Source organism: Escherichia sp. MR, from assembly GCF_005280595.1.
Taxonomy (GTDB): domain Bacteria; phylum Pseudomonadota; class Gammaproteobacteria; order Enterobacterales; family Enterobacteriaceae; genus Escherichia; species Escherichia ruysiae.
Genome location: NZ_SZVK01000013.1, coordinates 59417 through 80764, shown reverse-complemented (window position 1 = coordinate 80764; position 21348 = coordinate 59417). Strand labels below are relative to the sequence as shown.

Sequence of the window (21348 nt, the reverse complement as noted above, 5' to 3'; positions counted from 1 at the left end):
CTCCGTAAATCATTCGCCTGCGCGGGGTTGCGATACCACCGTTGTATGCTTACGTAATCCGCCCCAAATACGATGACCAATGGCGGAATACATCGCGCCCGCAACCACGACAAACGCACCGAGATAACCTAAAAGGTTTAACATCGGTCTGGCGAAGAAATCGGGCCAGGCCAGTGATAAAAGATCTGAAAAAAACAGCGTAAACAGTGGGGTGAGCGTGATGATCGCGCTCACCTGCGCTGCCTGCCAGCGAGCCATCGCTTCCGCCAGGGCGCCATATCCTACCAATGTATTCAGTCCGCAAAAAATTAAACATGCGAGCTGCCAGTGGCTAAGCTGCGCTATCACCCCAGGCTTTGCCAGAGGGAAGAGCGCAATTGTACATAAAGTGTACAGTAAAAACAGGATCTGCGGTGAGGCCAGCCGACGCAATAAAACCTTTTGCGCCACGCCATAACTCACCCAAACCGTCGCCGCACCGACCCCAAAGATAACTCCCCAGGTGTAATCGGTGAGCTTTGTAAATATCTCGACCAGACTGGTGTTAAAGAACATCACCAGGCCGCTCAGGAGCATCAATGCTCCCACAACCTGGGTGCTGCGCATTTTCTCTTTCAGGATAAATACGCTGGCAACCATCATGCCAACCGGCGAGAGTTGCCCAATCACCTGCGAAGCGGTCGGACTCAGGTATTGCAAGGATGAGCTGAACAGGATGAAGTTCCCAAACAGCCCGGCAGTCGCCACCGCCAGTAATATCAACCAGCGTGGCTTACGAAACACGCGTAATGGCGGCAGCTTCTTCTTCACCGCAAGAATGGCACCAAGGCCAATACTCGCCATCAAGAAACGGTAAAACACAATTGTCGGAGGTTCCATCACCTCCAGCACCTGCTTCATTGCGATTGGCAACGCCCCCCAGCAAATTGCTGTGGTGAGCGCCAAAAGAATGCCAATGCCTGCCTGCTGCTTCATACCGTATTCCCTGCAAAACGCATTTGCGGATTAACGCCGCACGATGCGCATTTTTACCGGCTATCGAATGTAAAAAGCCCCGCAACGTGTTGCGGGGCTTTCATCCGTTACCGGGACGCGAAAAACTTATTCAGCTTCGATGCTGATAAATTTACGGTTTTTCGGGCCTTTAACTTCGAATTTCACTTTACCGTCTGCTTTAGCAAACAGAGTGTGGTCACGACCGCAACCTACGTTAGTGCCAGCGTGGAACTTGGTGCCACGTTGACGAACGATGATGCTACCCGCCAGAACGGATTCGCCACCGAAACGCTTAACGCCCAAGCGTTTAGCTTCTGAATCGCGACCGTTACGTGTGGAGCCGCCAGCCTTTTTATGTGCCATTTGAAATCTCTCCTCAGGTCTTAGGCGCTGATGCCAGTAATTTTCACATCAGTGAACCACTGACGATGGCCCTGCTGCTTACGATAGTGTTTACGACGACGAAACTTAACGATTTTAACTTTCTCGCCACGACCGTGAGCAACAACTTCAGCTTTGATTACGCCGCCATCAACGAAAGGAACGCCGATTTTGACTTCTTCACCGTTTGCGATCATCAGCACTTCAGCGAACTCAACAGTTTCGCCAGTTGCGATGTCCAGCTTTTCCAGGCGAACGGTCTGACCTTCGCTTACTCGGTGTTGTTTACCACCACTTTGGAAAACCGCGTACATATAAAACTCCGCTTCCGCGCACACCTTTTCAATGATTCAGAGTGCGCTATAAATATTCACAATAGGGCGCGAATATTACGCAAAACGCACGCCTTTGACAAGTGCTACAGTCAATACACGAAGAAAAAAAACACAACTTGTACGGTAACGTTTATCTGTGCCATTTTTTCAGTACAATCACCCTATATTCCTAACCATAAACCCTAAGTTGCCTTTGTTCACAGTAAGGTAATCGGGGCGAAAAGCCCGGCTTTTGCGATGAATTTAGAAAAAATCAATGAGTTAACCGCGCAAGATATGGCGGGTGTTAATGCGGCAATCCTTGAGCAGCTTAATTCCGACGTCCAACTGATCAATCAGTTAGGCTATTACATCGTCAGCGGCGGCGGTAAACGTATTCGTCCGATGATTGCTGTACTGGCTGCACGAGCTGTTGGCTATGAGGGAAATGCGCATGTCACCATTGCCGCTCTGATCGAGTTTATCCACACAGCGACTCTGCTACACGACGACGTTGTGGATGAATCAGATATGCGCCGTGGTAAAGCTACCGCCAACGCCGCGTTTGGCAATGCCGCCAGCGTGCTGGTAGGCGATTTTATTTACACCCGCGCGTTCCAGATGATGACCAGCCTCGGCTCGCTCAAAGTGCTGGAAGTGATGTCCGAAGCCGTAAACGTCATTGCAGAAGGTGAAGTTCTGCAACTGATGAACGTTAACGACCCGGATATCACCGAAGAAAACTACATGCGCGTTATCTACAGCAAAACTGCACGTCTGTTTGAGGCTGCTGCGCAGTGTTCCGGGATTCTGGCAGGATGTACACCGGAAGAGGAAAAAGGCCTGCAGGATTATGGACGTTACCTCGGCACCGCTTTTCAGCTCATCGACGATTTGCTCGATTACAGCGCCGATGGTGAACAGTTAGGTAAAAACGTCGGGGACGATCTGAACGAAGGTAAACCGACGCTGCCGCTGCTACATGCGATGCATAATGGTACACCGGAGCAGGCGCAAATGATCCGTACTGCTATTGAGCAAGGCAACGGGCGTCATCTTCTGGAACCGGTTCTGGAAGCAATGAACGCGTGTGGATCTCTTGAATGGACGCGTCAGCGTGCCGAGGAAGAGGCAGACAAAGCCATCGAAGCGTTACAGATACTCCCGGATACCCCGTGGCGAGAGGCGTTAATCGGCCTTGCACATATCGCGGTTCAACGCGATCGTTAATTCCTTCCCTTTATCCCGCGCATTGCGCGGGATAACTCCAGTAAGTTCCATAAAAACACTTATTCAGTGCAATACCATCTGAATAATCAGCTTTTTGTCTTTATATATTCTGAATCTTCACACTATTTACATGAACTTTTTAGAGCAATGCGCCATCAGGAGTATAGTGATGCTCGATAGAACACATGTTCTGAATGAAAGCGACTAACTTAAGGAGTGAGGCAAGATGGAGAATAATTTCATTGACTGGCATCCCGCTGACATCATTGCGGGTTTGCGCAAGAAGGGAACGTCAATGGCGGCGGAATCTCGCAGAAATGGTTTGAGTTCCTCGACGCTGGCAAATGCATTATCGCGTCCGTGGCCAAAGGGAGAGATGATTATTGCGAAAGCCCTGGGTACTGACCCCTGGGTTATATGGCCATCACGCTACCATGATCCGCAGACCCATGAGTTTATCGACAGAACGCAGTTAATGCGCAGCTACACTAAACCGAAAAAATGAGTGGTCTGGCGGTAGCCCCGCGAACGGGGCTGCCAGCTTTCAGACGATTACTCGCCTTTCACACGCTCGATATTCGCACCTAATGCACGCAATTTGTCTTCAATGCGTTCGTAGCCGCGATCGATGTGATAAATACGATCAACAACCGTAGTCCCTTCCGCAATACAGCCAGCCAGCACCAGACTTGCTGATGCACGCAGATCGGTCGCCATGACCTGTGCGCCGGAAAGTTTTTCGACACCGTGACAAATAACGGTATTGCTTTCAATCTCGGCTTGCGCGCCCATACGGCTCAGCTCTGGCACGTGCATAAAGCGGTTCTCAAAGACCGTTTCGGTGATGAATCCGGTGCCTTCTGCCACCAGGTTCAGCAGCGTGAACTGAGCCTGCATATCGGTCGGGAACGCCGGATGCGGCGCAGTGCGGACATTAACGGCCTTCGGACGTTTGCCATGCATATCCAGGCTAATCCAGTCCTCACCTACTTCAATGTCCGCTCCTGCGTCACGCAGTTTCGCCAGCACAGCGTCAAGAGTATCTGGCTGGGCGTTACGGCAGATAATTTTGCCGCGAGAGATTGCCGCTGCCACCAGGAACGTGCCGGTTTCGATGCGATCCGGCAGCACGCGATAGACACCGCCGCCTAAATGTTCCACACCTTCGATGACGATACGATCGGTGCCCTGACCGCTAATTTTCGCGCCCAGCGTAATCAGGAAGTTCGCGGTATCGACAATTTCCGGTTCACGCGCGGCGTTTTCAATAATCGTGGTGCCTTCCGCCAGGGTTGCAGCACACATGATGGTCACGGTTGCGCCGACGCTGACTTTATCCATCACGATATGCGCGCCTTTCAGACGCCCATCGACGGAAGCTTTTACGTAACCTTCTTCCAGTTTGATCGTCGCGCCTAATTGCTCAAGCCCGGAAATATGCAAATCAACCGGACGCGCACCAATCGTACAACCGCCTGGCAGCGAAACCTGTCCCTGACCGAAACGTGCCACCAGCGGCCCCAGCGCCCAGATAGAGGCTCGCATGGTTTTGACTAAATCATAAGGTGCGCAGAATACATTAACGTCGCGGGCGTCAATATGCACAGAACCATTACGTTCTACTTTCGCACCCAGCTGGCTTAGCAGCTTCATTGACGTATCAACGTCTTTCAGTTTCGGTACGTTCTGGATCTCTACCGGTTCTTCCGCCAGTAGTGCGGCAAAAAGGATAGGCAGAGCAGCATTTTTAGCGCCGGAAATTGTGACTTCGCCCTGGAGCTTCGTTGGCCCCTGAACACGAAATTTATCCATTTAGTTTGTTCTCAGTTAACAATTCATATCCGCTACCGGCAAATCGCCCATAGCTCAAAAGCCGTTCAGTTTGCGATCTCGCGCCCACTCCGTAGGGGTATACGCTTTGATCGACACAGCATGAATGCGGTTATCCGCAATATATTCCATCAGCGGACCATAAACCGTCTGCTGTTTTTTAACCCGGCTCATGCCATCAAACATCTCACCCACGGCAATAACCTGAAAGTGGCTGCCATCGCCGGAAACGTGGACTTCCTGGAGGGAGAGAGCGTTCATCAGCACGCTCTGAATTTCATTATTTTCCATGGGATCTTCATTCATCAGTTAATAAACCAGCAAAACATCTTAGAGCAAAGTTGCGCTGGCATAAATAAGCAAAAAGCCTTGCTGATAAATCAAACAAGGCTCGACTTGCAGGCGGATTTGCCGGACAGGTGGTTAACGCCTTATCCAGCCTGAAAAAATTTAACGAGGCAGGACATCAGACGGCAAATTATACAACTTTGCCAGGGTATACACCTTATCGTTTACCCCCTGAAGCGTCACGCTGTTGCCCTGCTTTTTCGCCAGATCGATAAGGTGGAGCAGCAGCGCCAGTCCACCGGTATCGACGCGGGACACGCGGCTAAGATCGATACTGGTAATTCCCTTCACCGCTTCTTCACGCACTTCCCAAAGCGGTAGCAGTACGTCTTGATCCAACTCTCCGGTTAATACCAGAGTGTTGCCCGTCTGCACCCAGCTCAGTGACTCGCTCATTATTTTTTCTCTTCCAGAGTGATTTTCTGTTGAGAAATTGATTTCAGTTGCGCGGTCAGGCCGTCAATACCTTTGGTACGCAGCAGCGTTCCCCACTCGTTTTGTTTAGTGGTGATCATGCTGACGCCTTCGGCAATCATGTCGTAAGCCTGCCAGTTGCCAGTCTGGGAGTTTTTACGCCACTGGAAGTCCAGACGCACCGGCGGGCGACCATTCGGATCAATAATAGTAACGCGAATAGGCACAATAGTTTTGTCACCCAGCGGCTGTTCTGGCGCAATCTGGTAAGTCTGCCCGTGATACATCGCCAGCGCCTGACCATAAGCCTGCTTCAGGTACTCACGGAAAGCGGCAAAGTATGCATCACGTTGGGCTGGGGTCGCGCTCTTGTAATACTGACCCAGTACCAGTGCACCAGCGTATTTCACCTGCACATACGGCAGCAGTTCCTGATCGACGATAGTACGCAGGTAATCCGGGTTGGCCCGGATTTGCGGTTGCTCATTCTTCAGGCGATCGAACGTTTTCTGCGCCGCCTCGTCCATCAGCTTATACGGATTGGTTTGGTCTGCCGCAGTTGCCGCACTCAGCGGTGCAATCACCAGCAAAGCGACCATCATTAAACGTTTAAACATGCGTCGGTTCTCCTGAAATTATTTCGTTGTACCCACAGGTTCAGTGGTTTCATTATTACCTGGCGCAGCAGCTGGCGCATCGCCACTATTCTTATTGTCATCGCCTTTACTGCCGTAAAGGAACTGACCAATGAGATCTTCCAGCACCATCGCAGACTTGGTGTCCTGAATCGAATCGCCATCCTTCAGGATAGCAGTACCCAGTTCGGGGTCTTCAAAACCGACGTTTAACGCCAGATATTGCTCTCCAAGCAGGCCGGAAGTACGAATGCTCAGCGAACTGGTGTCAGGAATGTGGTTATAACGTTGTTCAATTTCCAGCGTCACGCGCGGCAAATAGGTTTTCGGATCCAGCGTAATATCTGCCACCCGACCGACGACAACGCCGCCAATGCTGACCGGAGAGCGCGCTTTCAGGCCGCCAATGTTATCGAACGTCGCATAAAGCGTGTAGGTCGGTTCAGTACGTATGGACGTCACGTTTGCCGCCTTCAGGCAGACAAACAGCGCCGCCAGCAGTGCTGCTAATAAAAAGATACCCACCCAAATTTCATTTTTTTTCGTTTGCATGAACTCAATTCCCAAACATCAATGCGGTCAGCACAAAATCCAGCCCCAGAACAGCCAGAGACGAGTGGACAACGGTGCGAGTGGTTGCCCGGCTAATCCCGGCAGAAGTCGGGATGGCGTCGTAGCCGTTAAACAACGAAATCCACGTCACCGTAATAGCGAACACCACGCTCTTAATCAGACAGTTGACCAGATCCATACGCCAGTCGACAGCATTTTGCATTGCCGACCAGAAGAATCCGCTATCAATACCTTTCCAGCTAACGCCGACCAGCGATCCACCCCAGATCCCCACGGCGACGAAAATAATCGTCAGCAACGGCAATGAAATAACCCCAGCCCAGAAACGCGGAGAAATAACCCGACGCAGCGGATCGACCGCCATCATCTCCATGCTGGAGAGCTGCTCTGTGGCGCGCATCAAGCCGATTTCTGCGGTTAACGCCGAGCCGGCTCGACCGGCAAACAGCAACGCAGCAACCACCGGCCCCAGTTCACGCAGTAGCGATAACGCCACCAGCATACCCAGACTGGTTTCCGCACTATAAGTGGTCAGCACTAGATAACCTTGCAGACCCAGCACCATTCCGATGAATACGCCAGAAACCACAATAATCAGCATTGACAGGACGCCGACATTATAGAGCTGACGCACCAGCAGCGGCGCATGTTTACGAAATTCCGGTTTGCCGACCAGCGCATTGAATAACATTAACCCGGCCCGTCCGAACGTTCTCAGGGTTTTAATCCCTTTATGTCCAAGCGAGGCCAGCGCATTTAACAGCATGAGTGGCTTAACTCCCTGGTAAAAGATCAGCGTGATAATCGCCGGCAGGATAGCGGAACGGAACAGGTCCGTCAGCTATCCCGTCCAGAAACTGACGTACGCGCGGATCAGGATTCGCCTGCAACGCCTGGGCGCTGCCGTGAGCGACAATTTTTTTATCCGCCAGAATCCAGGCGTGATCCGCAATACTTAAGACTTCCGGCACATCATGAGAAACTACCACGCAGGTCACGCCCAACGCGCTGTTCAGCTCAGAAATCAGCTTCACCAGTACGCCCATAGTGATCGGATCCTGCCCAACAAACGGTTCATCAAACATGATGAGATCCGGCTCCAGGGCAATCGCACGCGCCAGTGCAGCGCGACGAGCCATCCCGCCGGAAAGCTCAGAAGGCATCAGTTTAGCCGCTCCACGCAGCCCCACAGCTTCCAGCTTCATCATCACCGTGCTATGCAACAATGGCGCGGGGAGCTGGGTATGTTCGCGCAGTGGATAGGCAACGTTGTCAAATACGTTCATATCTGTGAACAACGCCCCGGACTGAAACAACATGCTCATCCGTTTGCGCACAGTGTACAGGCGCGAACGAGACATCGCCGGAATATTCTCGCCATCAAAAAGGATCTCACCGTGATCTGGTGCGATTTGCCCGCCAATCAGACGGAGTAGCGTCGTTTTACCGATGCCCGATGGCCCCATGATTGCCGTGATCTTCCCTCGCGGCACGGTCAGGGAAATATTATCGAAGATGCAGCGATTGCCACGCGTAAAACTGACATCGCGCATATCGACTAAATTCGCCACAGACTGCTCCATAATTCACCCTTCGTCTTGCGTTGATTTTCTAAGCATGGTGCTCAATTTAACCTTGAACCCAACATATTTACAGAATATTACCCGCCGTGGTTAGCTAAAGCTGGCATTTGTTTTACTTTTTAGCCGCATAAAGTCAAAATTAAGAATCCGTTACGGCTTTCTGAGAATCTTCAGCGACCGGCGAGTATACCTGAAGAAAGGACGTTAGATGCTTTTAGCTACGGCACTGTTAATTGTTGGTTTACTTTTGGTCGTATACAGTGCCGATCGTCTGGTATTTGCCGCTTCCATTCTTTGCCGCACTTTTGGCATCCCACCGCTGATCATTGGCATGACTGTGGTCAGTATTGGCACGTCGCTTCCTGAGATTATTGTTTCGCTTGCCGCGTCACTGCACGAACAACGCGATTTAGCCGTCGGTACGGCGCTTGGCTCAAACATTATCAATATTTTGCTGATCCTCGGTCTGACCGCACTGGTGCGCCCTTTTACCGTCCATTCCGATGTTCTGCGCCGCGAGTTACCATTAATGTTATTCGTCAGCGTGGTGGCCGGTTCCGTACTCTATGACGGACAACTTAGCCGCAGCGATGGTATCTTTCTCCTTTTTCTGGCTGTGCTATGGCTGCTGTTCATTGTTAAACTTGCACATCAGGCCGAACGTCAGGGAACCGATAGCCTGACCAGAGAGCAGCTTGCAGAGCTACCACGTGAAGGCGGTTTACCCGTCGCATTTTTATGGCTTGGCATTGCGCTGATCATCATGCCAGTGGCAACGCGGATGGTGATTGATAACGCCACCGTTCTGGCGAATTACTTTGCCATCAGCGAATTGACTATTGGTCTGACGGCAATCGCTATCGGCACGAGTCTGCCGGAACTGGCAACCGCGATAGCCGGTGTTCGCAAAGGTGAAAACGACATCGCCGTCGGTAATATCATTGGCGCGAATATTTTTAATATCGTCATCGTGCTGGGTCTGCCGGCGCTGATTACGCCAGGGGAGATTAACCCACTGGCGTACAGCCGTGACTACAGCGTGATGTTGTTGGTAAGCATTATTTTTGCGTTGCTGTGCTGGCGACGCTCCCCGCAACCGGGCCGTGGCGTAGGTGTATTATTAACAGGCGGATTTATCGTATGGCTGGCGATGTTGTACTGGTTATCGCCAATACTCGTTGAATAACTGGAAACGCATTATGTCGCACGTAGAGTTACAACCGGGTTTTGACTTTCAGCAAGCAGGTAAAGAAGTCCTGGCGATTGAACGTGAATGCCTGGCGGAGCTTGATCAATACATCAATCAGAATTTCGCGCTCGCTTGCGAAAAGATGTTTTGGTGTAAAGGTAAAGTCGTGGTTATGGGGATGGGCAAATCGGGACACATTGGACGCAAAATGGCCGCGACCTTTGCCAGCACCGGTACTCCGTCATTTTTCGTCCATCCTGGCGAAGCCGCGCATGGCGATTTAGGCATGGTCACCCCGCAGGATGTGGTAATAGCTATCTCTAACTCTGGTGAATCCAGCGAAATCAATGCCTTGATTCCGGTGCTTAAGCGTCTTCACGTGCCGTTAATCTGCATTACCGGTCGCCCGGAGAGCAGCATGGCTCGTGCCGCAGATGTGCATCTGTGTGTTAAAGTAGCAAAAGAAGCCTGCCCGTTGGGGCTGGCACCGACCAGCAGCACCACCGCCACGCTGGTTATGGGCGATGCGCTCGCCGTTGCTCTGTTAAAAGCGCGCGGCTTTACCGCCGAAGATTTTGCGCTCTCACATCCCGGCGGCGCACTGGGTCGTAAACTTCTGCTGCGCGTAAACGATATTATGCATACGGGTGATGAGATCCCGCATGTCAAAAAAACCGCCAGCCTGCGCGATGCATTACTGGAAGTTACCCGCAAAAATCTTGGTATGACCGTCATTTGCGATGACAATATGATGATTGAAGGCATCTTTACCGACGGTGATTTACGCCGTGTCTTCGATATGGGCGTGGATGTCCGTCAATTAAGTATTGCCGATGTGATGACGCCGGGGGGAATTCGCGTACGCCCTGGCATTCTGGCCGTTGAGGCACTGAACTTAATGCAGTCCCGCCATATCACCTCCGTAATGGTTGCCGATGGCGACCATTTACTCGGTGTGTTACATATGCATGATTTACTGCGTGCTGGCGTAGTGTAAAGATTCAAGGATAAACAACAATGAATAAAGCAGGTGCGTCACTTGAGACCTGTTACGGCCCTGTCAGTGCCGACGTTATGGCAAAAGCAGAAAATATTCGTCTGCTGATCCTTGACGTCGATGGCGTGCTGTCAGATGGCCTGATTTATATGGGCAACAACGGCGAAGAACTTAAAGCGTTCAATGTTCGTGATGGTTATGGCATTCGTTGTGCGCTCACCTCTGATATTGAAGTCGCCATCATTACCGGGCGAAAGGCTAAACTGGTAGAAGATCGCTGTGCCACATTGGGGATTACTCACTTGTATCAGGGGCAGTCGAATAAACTTATCGCCTTTAGCGATCTGCTGGAAAAACTGGCGATCGCCCCGGAAAACGTGGCTTACGTTGGGGATGATCTCATCGACTGGCCGGTAATGGAAAAAGTGGGCCTAAGCGTAGCCGTGGCCGATGCGCATCCGCTGTTGCTCCCGCGCGCCGATTACGTGACTCGCATTGCTGGCGGTCGCGGCGCAGTGCGTGAAGTTTGCGACTTATTACTCCTGGCGCAGGGCAAACTGGATGAAGCCAAAGGGCAATCGATATGAGTAAAGCCAGACGTTGGGTTATCATTGTGCTATCACTGGCGGTTCTGGTGATGATCGGTATTAACATGACCGAGAAAGACGATACCGCCCAGGTGGTCGTCAACAACAATGATCCCACCTATAAAAGCGAGCATACGGACACGCTCGTCTATAACCCAGAAGGGGCGCTAAGCTATCGATTGATTGCTCAACACGTTGAATATTATTCCGATCAGGCCGTTTCGTGGTTTACGCAACCGGTACTTACTACGTTTGATAAGGATAAAATCCCGACATGGTCCGTAAAAGCGGATAAAGCCAAGCTGACTAATGATCGGATGCTCTATTTATATGGACACGTTGAAGTCAACGCACTCGTGCCGGACTCTCAACTTCGCAGAATCACGACGGATAACGCGCAGATCAATCTGGTGACGCAGGATGTTACCTCTGAAGACCTCGTCACGTTATACGGAACAACATTTAACTCCAGCGGTCTGAAAATGCGCGGCAACTTACGCAGCAAGAACGCCGAGCTGATTGAAAAGGTTAGAACATCCTATGAAATTCAAAACAAACAAACTCAGCCTTAATCTTGTGCTTGCCAGCTCTCTTCTGGCCGCCAGTATTCCGGCATTTGCCGTTACCGGAGACACTGACCAGCCGATTCACATTGAGTCGGATCAGCAATCTCTTGATATGCAAGGCAACGTAGTCACCTTCACGGGTAACGTCATCGTTACCCAGGGCACCATCAAAATTAATGCCGATAAAGTGGTCGTTACCCGTCCGGGCGGCGAGCAGGGCAAAGAAGTGATCGATGGCTACGGTAAGCCAGCGACGTTCTATCAGATGCAGGACAACGGTAAACCTGTCGAAGGTCACGCTTCCCAGATGCATTACGAACTGGCGAAAGATTTTGTCGTTCTGACCGGTAATGCTTATCTGCAGCAGGTCGATAGCAATATAAAGGGCGATAAAATCACTTATCTGGTGAAAGAGCAGAAAATGCAGGCCTTCAGCGATAAAGGTAAGCGCGTAACCACCGTTCTGGTGCCGTCGCAGTTGCAGGATAAAAACAACAAAGGCCAGACCCCGGCGCAGAAGAAAGGTAATTAATTCGTTATGGCAACATTAACAGCAAAGAACCTTGCAAAAGCCTACAAGGGTCGCCGCGTGGTGGAAGACGTCAGTCTGACCGTCAACTCCGGGGAAATTGTTGGTCTGCTGGGGCCAAACGGTGCCGGTAAGACCACCACTTTCTACATGGTTGTTGGCATTGTGCCGCGCGATGCAGGCAACATCATTATTGATGATGACGATATCAGCCTGCTGCCATTACACGCGCGCGCGCGCCGTGGTATCGGCTATCTGCCGCAGGAAGCCTCCATTTTCCGCCGCCTCAGCGTTTACGATAACCTGATGGCGGTACTGCAAATTCGTGACGATTTGTCTGCTGAACAACGTGAAGACCGTGCGAACGAGCTGATGGAAGAGTTTCACATTGAGCACCTGCGTGACAGCATGGGGCAATCGCTCTCCGGTGGTGAACGTCGCCGTGTAGAAATTGCCCGCGCACTGGCTGCGAATCCGAAATTTATTCTGCTTGATGAACCGTTTGCCGGGGTTGACCCGATCTCGGTTATCGACATCAAACGCATCATTGAGCACCTGCGCGACAGCGGCCTGGGTGTGCTGATCACCGACCATAACGTGCGTGAAACACTGGCAGTTTGTGAACGCGCTTATATCGTTAGTCAGGGGCATTTGATCGCCCACGGCACGCCTACAGAAATCTTACAAGACGAACATGTTAAGCGTGTATACCTTGGGGAAGACTTCAGACTCTGATAGGGTAGAAGCTCGCGACGTTTTAGCAGGAGAGTACGATTCTGAACATGAAGCAAGGTTTGCAACTCAGGCTTAGTCAGCAACTGGCGATGACGCCTCAGCTACAACAGGCAATTCGTCTGTTGCAGCTGTCCACGCTGGAACTTCAACAGGAGCTGCAGCAGGCGCTGGAGAGTAATCCACTGCTTGAGCAAATCGACACTCATGATGAAATCGACACTCACGAAACGCCAGACAGCGAAACGCTGGACACCGCTGACGCGCTCGAACAAAAAGAGATGCCGGAAGAGCTGCCGCTCGACGCCAGTTGGGACACCATCTATACAGCCGGTACGCCGTCCGGCACCAGCGGTGACTACATTGACGACGAACTGCCGGTCTATCAAGGCGAAACGACGCAGACCTTGCAGGATTACCTGATGTGGCAGGTCGAGCTGACACCGTTTTCCGACACTGACCGCGCTATTGCTACCTCTATCGTCGATGCCGTTGATGACACCGGTTATCTGACTGTCCCGCTGGAAGATATTCTCGAAAGTATGGGCGATGAAGAGATCGACATCGACGAAGTTGAAGCCGTCCTTAAGCGGATCCAACGGTTTGACCCGGTCGGTGTGGCGGCGAAAGATCTGCGTGACTGCCTGCTGATCCAACTCTCCCAATTCGATAAGACCACGCCGTGGCTGGAAGAGGCCAGGCTGATCATTAGCGATCATCTCGATCTGTTAGCCAATCACGACTTCCGCACTTTAATGCGCGTCACGCGTCTGAAAGAAGATGTGCTGAAAGAAGCCGTCAATCTGATCCAGTCGCTCGATCCACGCCCCGGCCAGTCGATCCAGACCGGTGAGCCGGAATATGTCATTCCAGATGTGTTGGTGCGTAAGCATAACGGCCACTGGACGGTGGAACTCAACAGCGACAGCATTCCGCGTCTGCAAATCAACCAGCACTACGCCTCGATGTGCAATAACACACGTAACGATGGCGACAGCCAGTTTATCCGCAGCAATCTGCAGGATGCCAAATGGTTGATTAAGAGTCTGGAAAGCCGTAACGATACGCTACTGCGCGTGAGTCGCTGTATTGTTGAACAGCAGCAAGCCTTCTTTGAGCAAGGCGAAGAATATATGAAACCGATGGTACTGGCCGACATCGCCCAGGCCGTCGAAATGCATGAATCGACGATATCTCGCGTGACCACGCAAAAGTACCTGCATAGTCCACGAGGCATTTTTGAACTGAAGTATTTTTTCTCCAGTCACGTCAATACCGAGGGCGGCGGCGAAGCCTCGTCCACGGCGATTCGTGCGCTGGTGAAGAAATTAATCGCGGCGGAAAACCCAGCGAAACCGTTGAGCGACAGCAAGTTAACCTCTTTGCTGTCGGAACAAGGTATCATGGTGGCACGCCGCACTGTTGCGAAATACCGAGAGTCTTTATCCATTCCGCCGTCAAACCAGCGTAAACAGCTCGTTTGACCCAACCGATAAGGAAGACACTATGCAGCTCAACATTACCGGAAATAACGTCGAGATCACCGAGGCCCTGCGCGAATTTGTCACATCAAAATTTGCCAAACTTGAGCAATATTTTGACCGAATCAACCAGGTCTATGTTGTTCTGAAAGTGGAGAAAGTCACCCATACCTCAGATGCAACACTGCATGTAAACGGTGGCGAAATTCATGCCAGCGCGGAAGGTCAGGACATGTATGCTGCCATTGATGGCTTAATTGATAAGCTGGCACGCCAGTTGACCAAGCATAAAGATAAATTGAAACAACACTAATTGTCCGGGCAATTAGCAAGTGCATGGCGGCCTGTTGTGCGACACAACGGGCCATTTGTACAGTTAATGCTCCGAACCTGTCCCACGATTTGAGTGGTCAGGTTCTTAGGTGAAATTATGACAAATAATGATACAACTCTACAGCTTAGCAGTGTTCTTAACAGGGAATGTACGCGAAGCCGCGTCCACTGTCAGAGCAAAAAACGTGCACTGGAAATTATCAGCGAACTGGCTGCGAAACAACTCAGCCTGCCGCCTCAGGTGGTTTTTGAAGCTATTCTGACGCGGGAAAAAATGGGCAGTACCGGTATCGGTAATGGCATTGCCATTCCGCATGGCAAACTGGAAGAAGATACTCTGCGTGCCGTTGGTGTTTTCGTTCAGCTCGAAACGCCTATAGCTTTCGATGCCATCGACAACCAACCGGTGGATTTACTTTTTGCCCTGCTGGTGCCGGCTGACCAAACTAAAACGCACCTGCATACTCTTTCGCTGGTGGCGAAACGTCTGGCGGACAAAACCATCTGCCGCCGTTTACGTGCAGCCCAGAGTGATGAAGAGCTGTATCAAATCATTACGGATACCGAAGGTACTCCGGATGAAGCGTAGTTATTCTGTAATGTCTCTTTTAGACGTTGTGAGGAGAAACAGTACATGGTACTGATGATCGTCAGCGGACGTTCAGGCTCAGGTAAATCTGTCGCCCTGCGTGCGCTGGAAGATATGGGTTTTTACTGCGTGGATAACCTTCCCGTAGTGCTGTTACCCGATCTGGCTCGCACGCTCGCCGATCGCGAGATTTCTGCCGCCGTCAGCATTGATGTTCGTAATATGCCGGAGTCACCAGAAATATTCGAACAGGCGATGAGTAACCTGCCTGATGCTTTCTCACCGCAACTGCTGTTCCTGGATGCTGATCGTAACACCCTGATTCGTCGTTACAGCGATACGCGCCGTCTGCATCCGCTCTCCAGCAAGAACCTGTCGCTGGAAAGTGCTATCGACAAAGAAAGCGATCTGCTGGAGCCACTGCGTTCGCGGGCAGATTTGATTGTCGATACCTCAGAAATGTCCGTTCACGAGTTGGCAGAAATGTTGCGTACCCGTTTGCTGGGAAAACGCGAGCGTGAACTGACGATGGTCTTTGAGTCCTTCGGCTTCAAACACGGCATTCCTATTGATGCAGATTACGTCTTTGATGTGCGCTTCCTGCCGAACCCGCACTGGGATCCGAAACTGCGTCCAATGACAGGTCTTGATAAACCTGTCGCCGCGTTCCTCGACCGCCACACAGAAGTACACAATTTTATCTACCAGACGCGAAGCTACCTTGAGCTATGGTTACCTATGCTGGAAACCAACAACCGTAGCTACCTGACGGTCGCTATTGGTTGTACCGGCGGGAAGCACCGTTCGGTGTATATTGCAGAGCAACTGGCAGACTACTTCCGCTCGCGCGGTAAAAACGTCCAGTCACGCCATCGTACGCTGGAAAAACGTAAACCATGACCGTCAAGCAAACTGTTGAAATCACAAACAAGCTGGGCATGCATGCCCGGCCTGCCATGAAACTCTTTGAATTAATGCAGGGTTTTGACGCTGAAGTGCTGTTACGTAATGACGAAGGCACCGAGGCTGAAGCGAACAGCGTTATTGCGCTGCTGATGCTGGACTCAGCCAAAGGACGGCAGATTGAAGTCGAAGCGACCGGTCCACAGGAAGTGGAAGCACTGGCCGCCGTTATCGCCCTCTTTAACTCTGGTTTCGATGAAGATTAATCTTCATAACCCTGACGCTTAATTCCCCCCAGATATACACCTTCAGCCCGTAGGGGTGAAAAAAGTACAAGCGGAAAATGTCCTCATTTTTCGCGACTTGTACATTTTGTGCTCTTTTCTGTACGAACAAAACATTAAGAAAACCTTAAAAAGTCCTGTTTAGGTTTTGTTTAAGTTAAGTCCTCATACTGGAGATTGTCAGAAAATATTTCCAGGAGATGGCATGATTCGCTTATCTGAACAAAGTCCCCTGGGCACCGGAAGACATCGGAAATGTTATGCGCATCCGGAAGATGCCCAACGCTGTATCAAGATTGTCTACCACCGTGGCGACGGTGGTGATAAAGAGATCCGCCGTGAGTTAAAGTACTATGCGCACCTTGGTCGTCGTTTGAAAGACTGGAGCGGTATTCCACGCTATCACGGTACGGTTGAGACGGATTGTGGAACCGGTTATGTCTACGATGTCATTGCCGATTTTGATGGCAAGCCGTCTATTACATTGACCGAATTTGCTGGACAATGCCGTTATGAAGAAGATGTTGCTCAGTTGCGTCAGTTACTGAAGCAGCTGAAGCGTTATTTGCAGGATAACCGCATCGTGACGATGTCGCTGAAGCCGCAGAATATTCTTTGCCACCGCATCAGCGAGTCAGAAATCATTCCCGTCGTCTGTGACAACATTGGTGAAAGCACGTGGATTCCGCTGGCGACCTGGTCGAAGTGGTGTTGTCTACGTAAGCAAGAGCGTTTGTGGCAACGTTTTATCGCTCAACCCGCGTTATCGGTCGCCCTGAAGAAAGGCGCACAACTCAGTGAGAACAAGAAACTCACCCTCACCTCGCGCGAAGCTTAATCCAGCTGGTGTTGTCGCATAAAAGATTCACCGCCCAACTGATGCATCTGCCGTAAAATCCACGCCTGACGGCTACGCACGTAGCCTGAGGGTGCGGAAACTTTAAAGCGTAGTGGGTTCGGAAGTACCGCTGCCAGTGAGGCAGCCTCCGACTGAGTGAGTTTGCTCGCGGGTTTGTGGAAATAGCGTTGCGCTGCGGCTTCAACACCAAACACACCATCGCCAAATTCGGCGATATTCAGGTAAACCGTCAGGATACGCTTTTTGCTCCAGACCGTTTCTATCCCCAATGTCAGACCTGCTTCCAGCCCTTTACGTATCCAGCTACGCCCATCCCATAAAAAGAGATTTTTGGCTGTCTGCTGAGAAATCGTTGATGCGCCGCGAATACGATTTTCATTGCGCTCGTTGTGCGCCAGGGCTTTCTCAATGGAAGCGACATCAAAGCCCCAGTGCTCAGGGAATTTCTGATCTTCTGCGGCAATCACTGCCAACCCCATCCACGGCGAGATTTGATCCATACTGACCCAGTCAGAATGCGCCACGTAACGAAAATTGCCATGCAGCCAGGCACTGACCTGTCGCTCGACCATCACCGCTGAGAACGGGACAGGCGCTATGCTAAACAACGCGATGCCCCCGCCCCATAAAACGGCGAGGACAACCACTAACCGCAGAAGAAAACGACGAACGAAACCGAACGCCGTTAAGCGGCTTTTACTCATTCAGCCAGAACCAGCACGCGGGAAACCAGCTTATCAATGCCGTTCGCCGCTTCCGCAATGTTCTGTGCCAACATATAAGCCGGTGTAGTGACAATCTTATTGTCTTCATCAACCACGATATCATCGACCGGACACGGTACATGCTCTGCGCCCATCTCTTCCAGCACTTCTGCGGTATCGATATCAGTACCGATGGTCAAACGCAGTGGGAAATCGAAAATTTTCGGCAGCATCGCCGGGGCAATACACATAAAACCAAGCGGTTTACCGGCCTGATGCATCGCTTGCGCCAGCGCCTTTAATTCACGCTCAACAGTGCATTCACTGCCAAGGCTGGCAAAATTGCTTAAATTCTTCGCCGCACCAAAGCCACCAGGCACAATCAACGCATCCAGTTCGGCAGCATCGGCCTGAGCCAGAGGACGGATCTCACCACGCGCAATACGCGCGGCTTCAATCAGCACATTGCGCGATTCCGTCATCACCTCGCCGGTTAAATGGTTGATAACGTCAACCTGCTGCTTATCCGGTGCAAAGCAGACCGCCTGCGCGCCGCTACGCGATATCGCCAGTAACGTCAACACAGCTTCATGAATTTCGGAACCGTCATAAACACCGCACCCGCTCAGAACTACGCCAATTTTCTTCATTGTGATCATCCTTTCGCAACTAACTGAAACACATTAATCTTTTTAATAAAAATGCTACGCATCACACATTTAACTGATTCATGTAACAAATCATTTAAGATTTGCTATCTTAACTGCGTGCGGCCTGAAAAACAGTGCTGTGCCCTTGTAACTCATCATAATAATTTACGGCGCAGCCAAGATTTCCCTGGTGTTGGCGCAGTATTCGCGCACCCCGGTCTAGCCGGGGTCATTTTTTAGTGGCTTTTGCCACCCACGCTTTCAGCACATCTACGTCGTGACGCCACTCTTCTTTCATCTCTTCAATCCATTCACCTACGTTATCTTCCCACGCAGGAAGGTCGGGAGACTGAATTTGCTGACCCAGCTGTTGCAGATGGCGTAACCCCACTGAACCCGCCGCGCCTTTAATTTTATGCCCTTCCTCGACAATGCCTTTTTTATCCTGCGCCGTCAGATTCGACTCCAGCACGCTGACATAGCCCGGCATCATCTTCTCAAACACCGCTAACCCGTCGGTAATCAGCTTCGGTCCTACAAGTTCGAGATACTGTTCCAGCATGGGAATATCGAGTAATGCTTCTGATTTGCTGTTCTCTTCTGTCGTCACCGTGCTCTCCTCATCATCCGGGGTATCCCAGAATTTCTTGATCATCGCGGTTAGCGCCGGTACGGAAAGCGGCTTACTCAGCACATCATCCATTCCAGCATTGAGGTACTCTTGTTTATCTTTCAGCACATTGGCAGTTAAAGCCACCAGCGGCGGTAAATCTTCGCGCGGATAACGCTTCGTCAGTTCACGAGAGATATCCAACCCGGTCATATCTGGCAACTGAATATCCAGCAATACCAGGTCGTATTCGCCCGGCTTAAACATCTCCAGCGCCGCCTTGCCGGTCATTGCTACATCAACGCTGTTACCTAATTTTTCCAGTACAGAACGCGCGACAATAACGTTCAGTTCAATGTCTTCCACCAGCAGCACATTTAGTGCCGGTAAAGGCATATCGTCTTCATCAAACGCATCATCGACCTCTTCTGCCACCGACGGTGCGTGGATCGTCAACCTAAAGGTTGAACCTTTGCCCTGTTCGCTGGTAACAGTAATATCGCCGCCCATATTTTTCGCCAGCCGACGAGAAACGGCCAGACCAATGCCGGTGCCGGTGGCAGGTTTACCGCCGTGACTGTCTTTCACCTGGTAATACATGGCAAAAATTTTATCCAGCTCATCCTGCGGAATGCCGATGCCTGAATCTTCCACTTCAAAATGCAGCATGTCGCCTTCATCGTAGCGCACGCGCACGGTAACCTGACCTTGCTGGGTAAATTTGACGGCGTTACTGATGAGATTCCACAGGATCTGCCGTAAACGCGTACCGTCGGTAATGACCTGATGCGGTAATGGTAGCGTCGGTTCCAGATTAAAGCGCAGCCCTTTTTGTTGCGCCTGCAATGCGGAAAGATTTTCCAGATCGGCAAGGAAGCTGGTGAAATCAACCGGCTGATTATCAAGCTGAACCTTGCGGCGCTCCATCTTATCCATGTCGATAATATCGTTAAAAATATTCCCCAAAGTGACGGCGGAAACATGGATGGTTTTGAGATATTTTTCCTGCTCGGCAGTAAGTTCGGTATCCAGCAGAATGCGGCTTAAACCAACGATACCGTTCAGAGGTGTACGCAATTCGTGACTGATGGTGGAAATAAACGTCGTTTTGTCGCGGCTGGCGCGTTCGAGCGCATCCTGATACCGCTTACGCTCGGTAATGTCGCGACCAAAGCCCATCAAACCATGCCGTTTACCCACGCGGTCGTAGTACGGCACTTTACGGATTTCAAAGCAGGCTTTGCGTCCGTCCGGATAATCCAGCCACTGTTCATAAGTCAGTGACACATTATGACGAAACACTTTCTCATCGGTTTCAATAACTTTCGCGGCGGCTTCCGGCGAGTAAACATCAGCAGGTTTCAGGTGAACCAGTTGTTTTTCGCTCTTCCCGGTTAGCAATTCCATTGCACGGTTACAGCCGGAAAACTCTTTATCTTCGTTACGGTAAAAAACCAGATCTGGAGAGGCGTCAAGGAAGGAACGTAAAAAAGAGGATTGCTGTTCGAGCTGAATTTGTGTCTCTTCACGCTCTTTGATTTCAATTTTCAGCTGACCGAAGGTTTCCTGCAATTCAGCTTCAGCTTTTTCACGAACGGCGATTTCCTGATTAAGCTGGGTAATATTGTCTTTTAACTGAACGTTGAGGCTCAGATCGCGCTCGCGCATCTCCTCCAGTTTTTGCACCAGCCGTGACAGACGTTGTCGTGACTCCTCCAGTTGCTCAACGACCACCGAAAGAAAGTAGACCGCCCACGGCGTAATCAGCAGACCAAAGAAGATAGAACGAATAACATCAATACTTTCGACCTGACCATGCAGCACCATGGTTACCGCCATTTGTACCACAATGGCAAGAACGACGAGGGCCAGCGCCAACAACATTGAGAAGCGCACCAGACCTAACTTCATCATCAGGTCAACATAATACTGCGCCAGCAGACGAATTTGCTTCATTAGGGAATTCCTTCACGACAACCTGCCCCAATAATACCCAATTCTGACAGTTACGTTATAAATTGTGTGAGAAAT

At 51.0% G+C, this 21348-nt stretch carries 27 protein-coding genes; 14 read left to right on the top strand and 13 right to left on the bottom strand.

The genetic code is table 11. From position 1 onward, the window contains the following. Nucleotides 1-9: 9 nt before the first annotated feature. The 3 genes from FC814_RS08295 to rplU form a co-directional block, all read right to left on the bottom strand. A complete protein-coding gene (locus FC814_RS08295; protein ID WP_000813014.1) occupies nucleotides 10-975 on the bottom strand; it encodes a DMT family transporter in 966 nt (321 codons plus the stop codon). A 126-nt stretch (nucleotides 976-1101) separates the two neighbouring features. Further along, nucleotides 1102-1359, bottom strand: a complete 258-nt coding sequence (gene rpmA, locus FC814_RS08290) for a 50S ribosomal protein L27 (RefSeq protein WP_000940596.1) — start codon at nucleotides 1357-1359, stop codon at nucleotides 1102-1104. 20 nt (nucleotides 1360-1379) lie between these two features. Further along, on the bottom strand, nucleotides 1380-1691 hold the full coding sequence (gene rplU / locus FC814_RS08285; RefSeq protein ID WP_000271401.1) for a 50S ribosomal protein L21: 312 nt from the start codon (nucleotides 1689-1691) through the stop codon (nucleotides 1380-1382). A gap of 258 nt (nucleotides 1692-1949) precedes the next feature. On the opposite strand from rplU, the gene ispB reads away from it, so the two are divergent. Beyond that, nucleotides 1950-2921 (top strand): octaprenyl diphosphate synthase, encoded by a 972-nt coding sequence (gene ispB / locus FC814_RS08280; RefSeq protein WP_010346507.1) that lies wholly within the window; start codon nucleotides 1950-1952, stop codon nucleotides 2919-2921. 226 nt (nucleotides 2922-3147) lie between these two features. Next, complete coding sequence (gene sfsB, locus FC814_RS08275) at nucleotides 3148-3426, top strand: DNA-binding transcriptional regulator SfsB (RefSeq protein ID WP_000429727.1); 279 nt, start codon at nucleotides 3148-3150, stop codon at nucleotides 3424-3426. A 47-nt stretch (nucleotides 3427-3473) separates the two neighbouring features. On the opposite strand, the gene murA is transcribed toward sfsB, so the two are convergent. The 7 genes from murA to mlaF all read right to left on the bottom strand — a co-directional run bounded on the left by murA (nucleotide 3474) and on the right by mlaF (nucleotide 8304). Then, nucleotides 3474-4733 carry a UDP-N-acetylglucosamine 1-carboxyvinyltransferase gene (gene murA / locus FC814_RS08270; protein ID WP_000357255.1) on the bottom strand — a complete coding sequence of 420 codons (1260 nt, stop codon included), beginning with the start codon at nucleotides 4731-4733 and terminating at the stop codon, nucleotides 3474-3476. A gap of 54 nt (nucleotides 4734-4787) precedes the next feature. Further along, nucleotides 4788-5042, bottom strand: coding sequence for a BolA family iron metabolism protein IbaG (ibaG, locus tag FC814_RS08265; RefSeq protein ID WP_010346509.1), 255 nt, complete (start codon nucleotides 5040-5042; stop codon nucleotides 4788-4790). Between the two features lie 159 nt (nucleotides 5043-5201). Further along, the gene (mlaB, locus tag FC814_RS08260) at nucleotides 5202-5495 is read right to left on the bottom strand and encodes a lipid asymmetry maintenance protein MlaB (RefSeq protein WP_105281058.1); all 294 of its coding nucleotides are present in this window, start codon (nucleotides 5493-5495) and stop codon (nucleotides 5202-5204) included. After that, on the bottom strand, nucleotides 5495-6130 hold the full coding sequence (gene mlaC, locus FC814_RS08255; RefSeq protein WP_000476484.1) for a phospholipid-binding protein MlaC: 636 nt from the start codon (nucleotides 6128-6130) through the stop codon (nucleotides 5495-5497). Before mlaC ends, mlaB begins: the two co-directional genes overlap by 1 nt. A gap of 18 nt (nucleotides 6131-6148) precedes the next feature. Beyond that, complete coding sequence (mlaD, locus tag FC814_RS08250; RefSeq protein ID WP_016159478.1) at nucleotides 6149-6700, bottom strand: outer membrane lipid asymmetry maintenance protein MlaD; 552 nt, start codon at nucleotides 6698-6700, stop codon at nucleotides 6149-6151. Between the two features lie 4 nt (nucleotides 6701-6704). Next, on the bottom strand, nucleotides 6705-7487 hold the full coding sequence (mlaE, locus tag FC814_RS08245) for a lipid asymmetry maintenance ABC transporter permease subunit MlaE (RefSeq protein WP_000925792.1): 783 nt from the start codon (nucleotides 7485-7487) through the stop codon (nucleotides 6705-6707). Between the two features lie 7 nt (nucleotides 7488-7494). Continuing rightward, complete coding sequence (gene mlaF, locus FC814_RS08240; RefSeq protein ID WP_000438245.1) at nucleotides 7495-8304, bottom strand: phospholipid ABC transporter ATP-binding protein MlaF; 810 nt, start codon at nucleotides 8302-8304, stop codon at nucleotides 7495-7497. Nucleotides 8305-8512: 208 nt separating this feature from the next. Between mlaF and FC814_RS08235 the strand changes: the two genes are divergently transcribed. The 12 genes from FC814_RS08235 to yrbL all read left to right on the top strand — a co-directional run bounded on the left by FC814_RS08235 (nucleotide 8513) and on the right by yrbL (nucleotide 17332). Further along, entirely contained in the window at nucleotides 8513-9490 is a 978-nt protein-coding gene (locus FC814_RS08235; protein WP_000922894.1) for a calcium/sodium antiporter, read from the top strand. 13 nt (nucleotides 9491-9503) lie between these two features. Further along, a complete protein-coding gene (gene kdsD, locus FC814_RS08230; RefSeq protein WP_010346512.1) occupies nucleotides 9504-10490 on the top strand; it encodes an arabinose-5-phosphate isomerase KdsD in 987 nt (328 codons plus the stop codon). A gap of 20 nt (nucleotides 10491-10510) precedes the next feature. Continuing rightward, nucleotides 10511-11077 (top strand): 3-deoxy-manno-octulosonate-8-phosphatase KdsC, encoded by a 567-nt coding sequence (kdsC, locus tag FC814_RS08225; protein ID WP_001030165.1) that lies wholly within the window; start codon nucleotides 10511-10513, stop codon nucleotides 11075-11077. Next, nucleotides 11074-11649 carry an LPS export ABC transporter periplasmic protein LptC gene (lptC, locus tag FC814_RS08220; RefSeq protein ID WP_000030542.1) on the top strand — a complete coding sequence of 192 codons (576 nt, stop codon included), beginning with the start codon at nucleotides 11074-11076 and terminating at the stop codon, nucleotides 11647-11649. Before kdsC ends, lptC begins: the two co-directional genes overlap by 4 nt. Further along, nucleotides 11618-12175 (top strand): lipopolysaccharide ABC transporter substrate-binding protein LptA, encoded by a 558-nt coding sequence (gene lptA, locus FC814_RS08215; protein WP_000669785.1) that lies wholly within the window; start codon nucleotides 11618-11620, stop codon nucleotides 12173-12175. Before lptC ends, lptA begins: the two co-directional genes overlap by 32 nt. Before the next feature lie 6 nt (nucleotides 12176-12181). Next, entirely contained in the window at nucleotides 12182-12907 is a 726-nt protein-coding gene (gene lptB / locus FC814_RS08210) for an LPS export ABC transporter ATP-binding protein (protein WP_000224099.1), read from the top strand. 47 nt (nucleotides 12908-12954) lie between these two features. Then, nucleotides 12955-14388 carry an RNA polymerase factor sigma-54 gene (rpoN, locus tag FC814_RS08205; RefSeq protein WP_000809026.1) on the top strand — a complete coding sequence of 478 codons (1434 nt, stop codon included), beginning with the start codon at nucleotides 12955-12957 and terminating at the stop codon, nucleotides 14386-14388. A gap of 22 nt (nucleotides 14389-14410) precedes the next feature. Beyond that, nucleotides 14411-14698: a ribosome hibernation promoting factor gene (gene hpf, locus FC814_RS08200; protein ID WP_001176602.1), complete on the top strand. Its 288-nt coding sequence runs from the start codon at nucleotides 14411-14413 to the stop codon at nucleotides 14696-14698. A gap of 117 nt (nucleotides 14699-14815) precedes the next feature. Next, on the top strand, nucleotides 14816-15307 hold the full coding sequence (gene ptsN, locus FC814_RS08195; RefSeq protein WP_000183676.1) for a PTS IIA-like nitrogen regulatory protein PtsN: 492 nt from the start codon (nucleotides 14816-14818) through the stop codon (nucleotides 15305-15307). 45 nt (nucleotides 15308-15352) lie between these two features. Beyond that, nucleotides 15353-16207: an RNase adapter RapZ gene (gene rapZ, locus FC814_RS08190; protein WP_000243741.1), complete on the top strand. Its 855-nt coding sequence runs from the start codon at nucleotides 15353-15355 to the stop codon at nucleotides 16205-16207. Continuing rightward, the gene (gene npr, locus FC814_RS08185) at nucleotides 16204-16476 is read left to right on the top strand and encodes a PTS phosphocarrier protein NPr (RefSeq protein ID WP_000216792.1); all 273 of its coding nucleotides are present in this window, start codon (nucleotides 16204-16206) and stop codon (nucleotides 16474-16476) included. Before rapZ ends, npr begins: the two co-directional genes overlap by 4 nt. A gap of 223 nt (nucleotides 16477-16699) precedes the next feature. Further along, entirely contained in the window at nucleotides 16700-17332 is a 633-nt protein-coding gene (gene yrbL, locus FC814_RS08180) for a PhoP regulatory network protein YrbL (protein ID WP_000620414.1), read from the top strand. Here yrbL and mtgA read toward each other — a convergent pair. The 3 genes from mtgA to arcB form a co-directional block, all read right to left on the bottom strand. Then, a complete protein-coding gene (gene mtgA / locus FC814_RS08175) occupies nucleotides 17329-18057 on the bottom strand; it encodes a monofunctional biosynthetic peptidoglycan transglycosylase (protein ID WP_137325792.1) in 729 nt (242 codons plus the stop codon). The genes yrbL and mtgA overlap by 4 nt on opposite strands. Further along, nucleotides 18054-18707, bottom strand: coding sequence for an isoprenoid biosynthesis glyoxalase ElbB (elbB, locus tag FC814_RS08170; RefSeq protein WP_137325791.1), 654 nt, complete (start codon nucleotides 18705-18707; stop codon nucleotides 18054-18056). The genes mtgA and elbB overlap by 4 nt, the downstream gene beginning before the upstream one ends. Before the next feature lie 229 nt (nucleotides 18708-18936). Further along, the gene (arcB, locus tag FC814_RS08165; RefSeq protein ID WP_000809801.1) at nucleotides 18937-21273 is read right to left on the bottom strand and encodes an aerobic respiration two-component sensor histidine kinase ArcB; all 2337 of its coding nucleotides are present in this window, start codon (nucleotides 21271-21273) and stop codon (nucleotides 18937-18939) included. Between the last annotated feature and the right edge of the window lie 75 nt (nucleotides 21274-21348).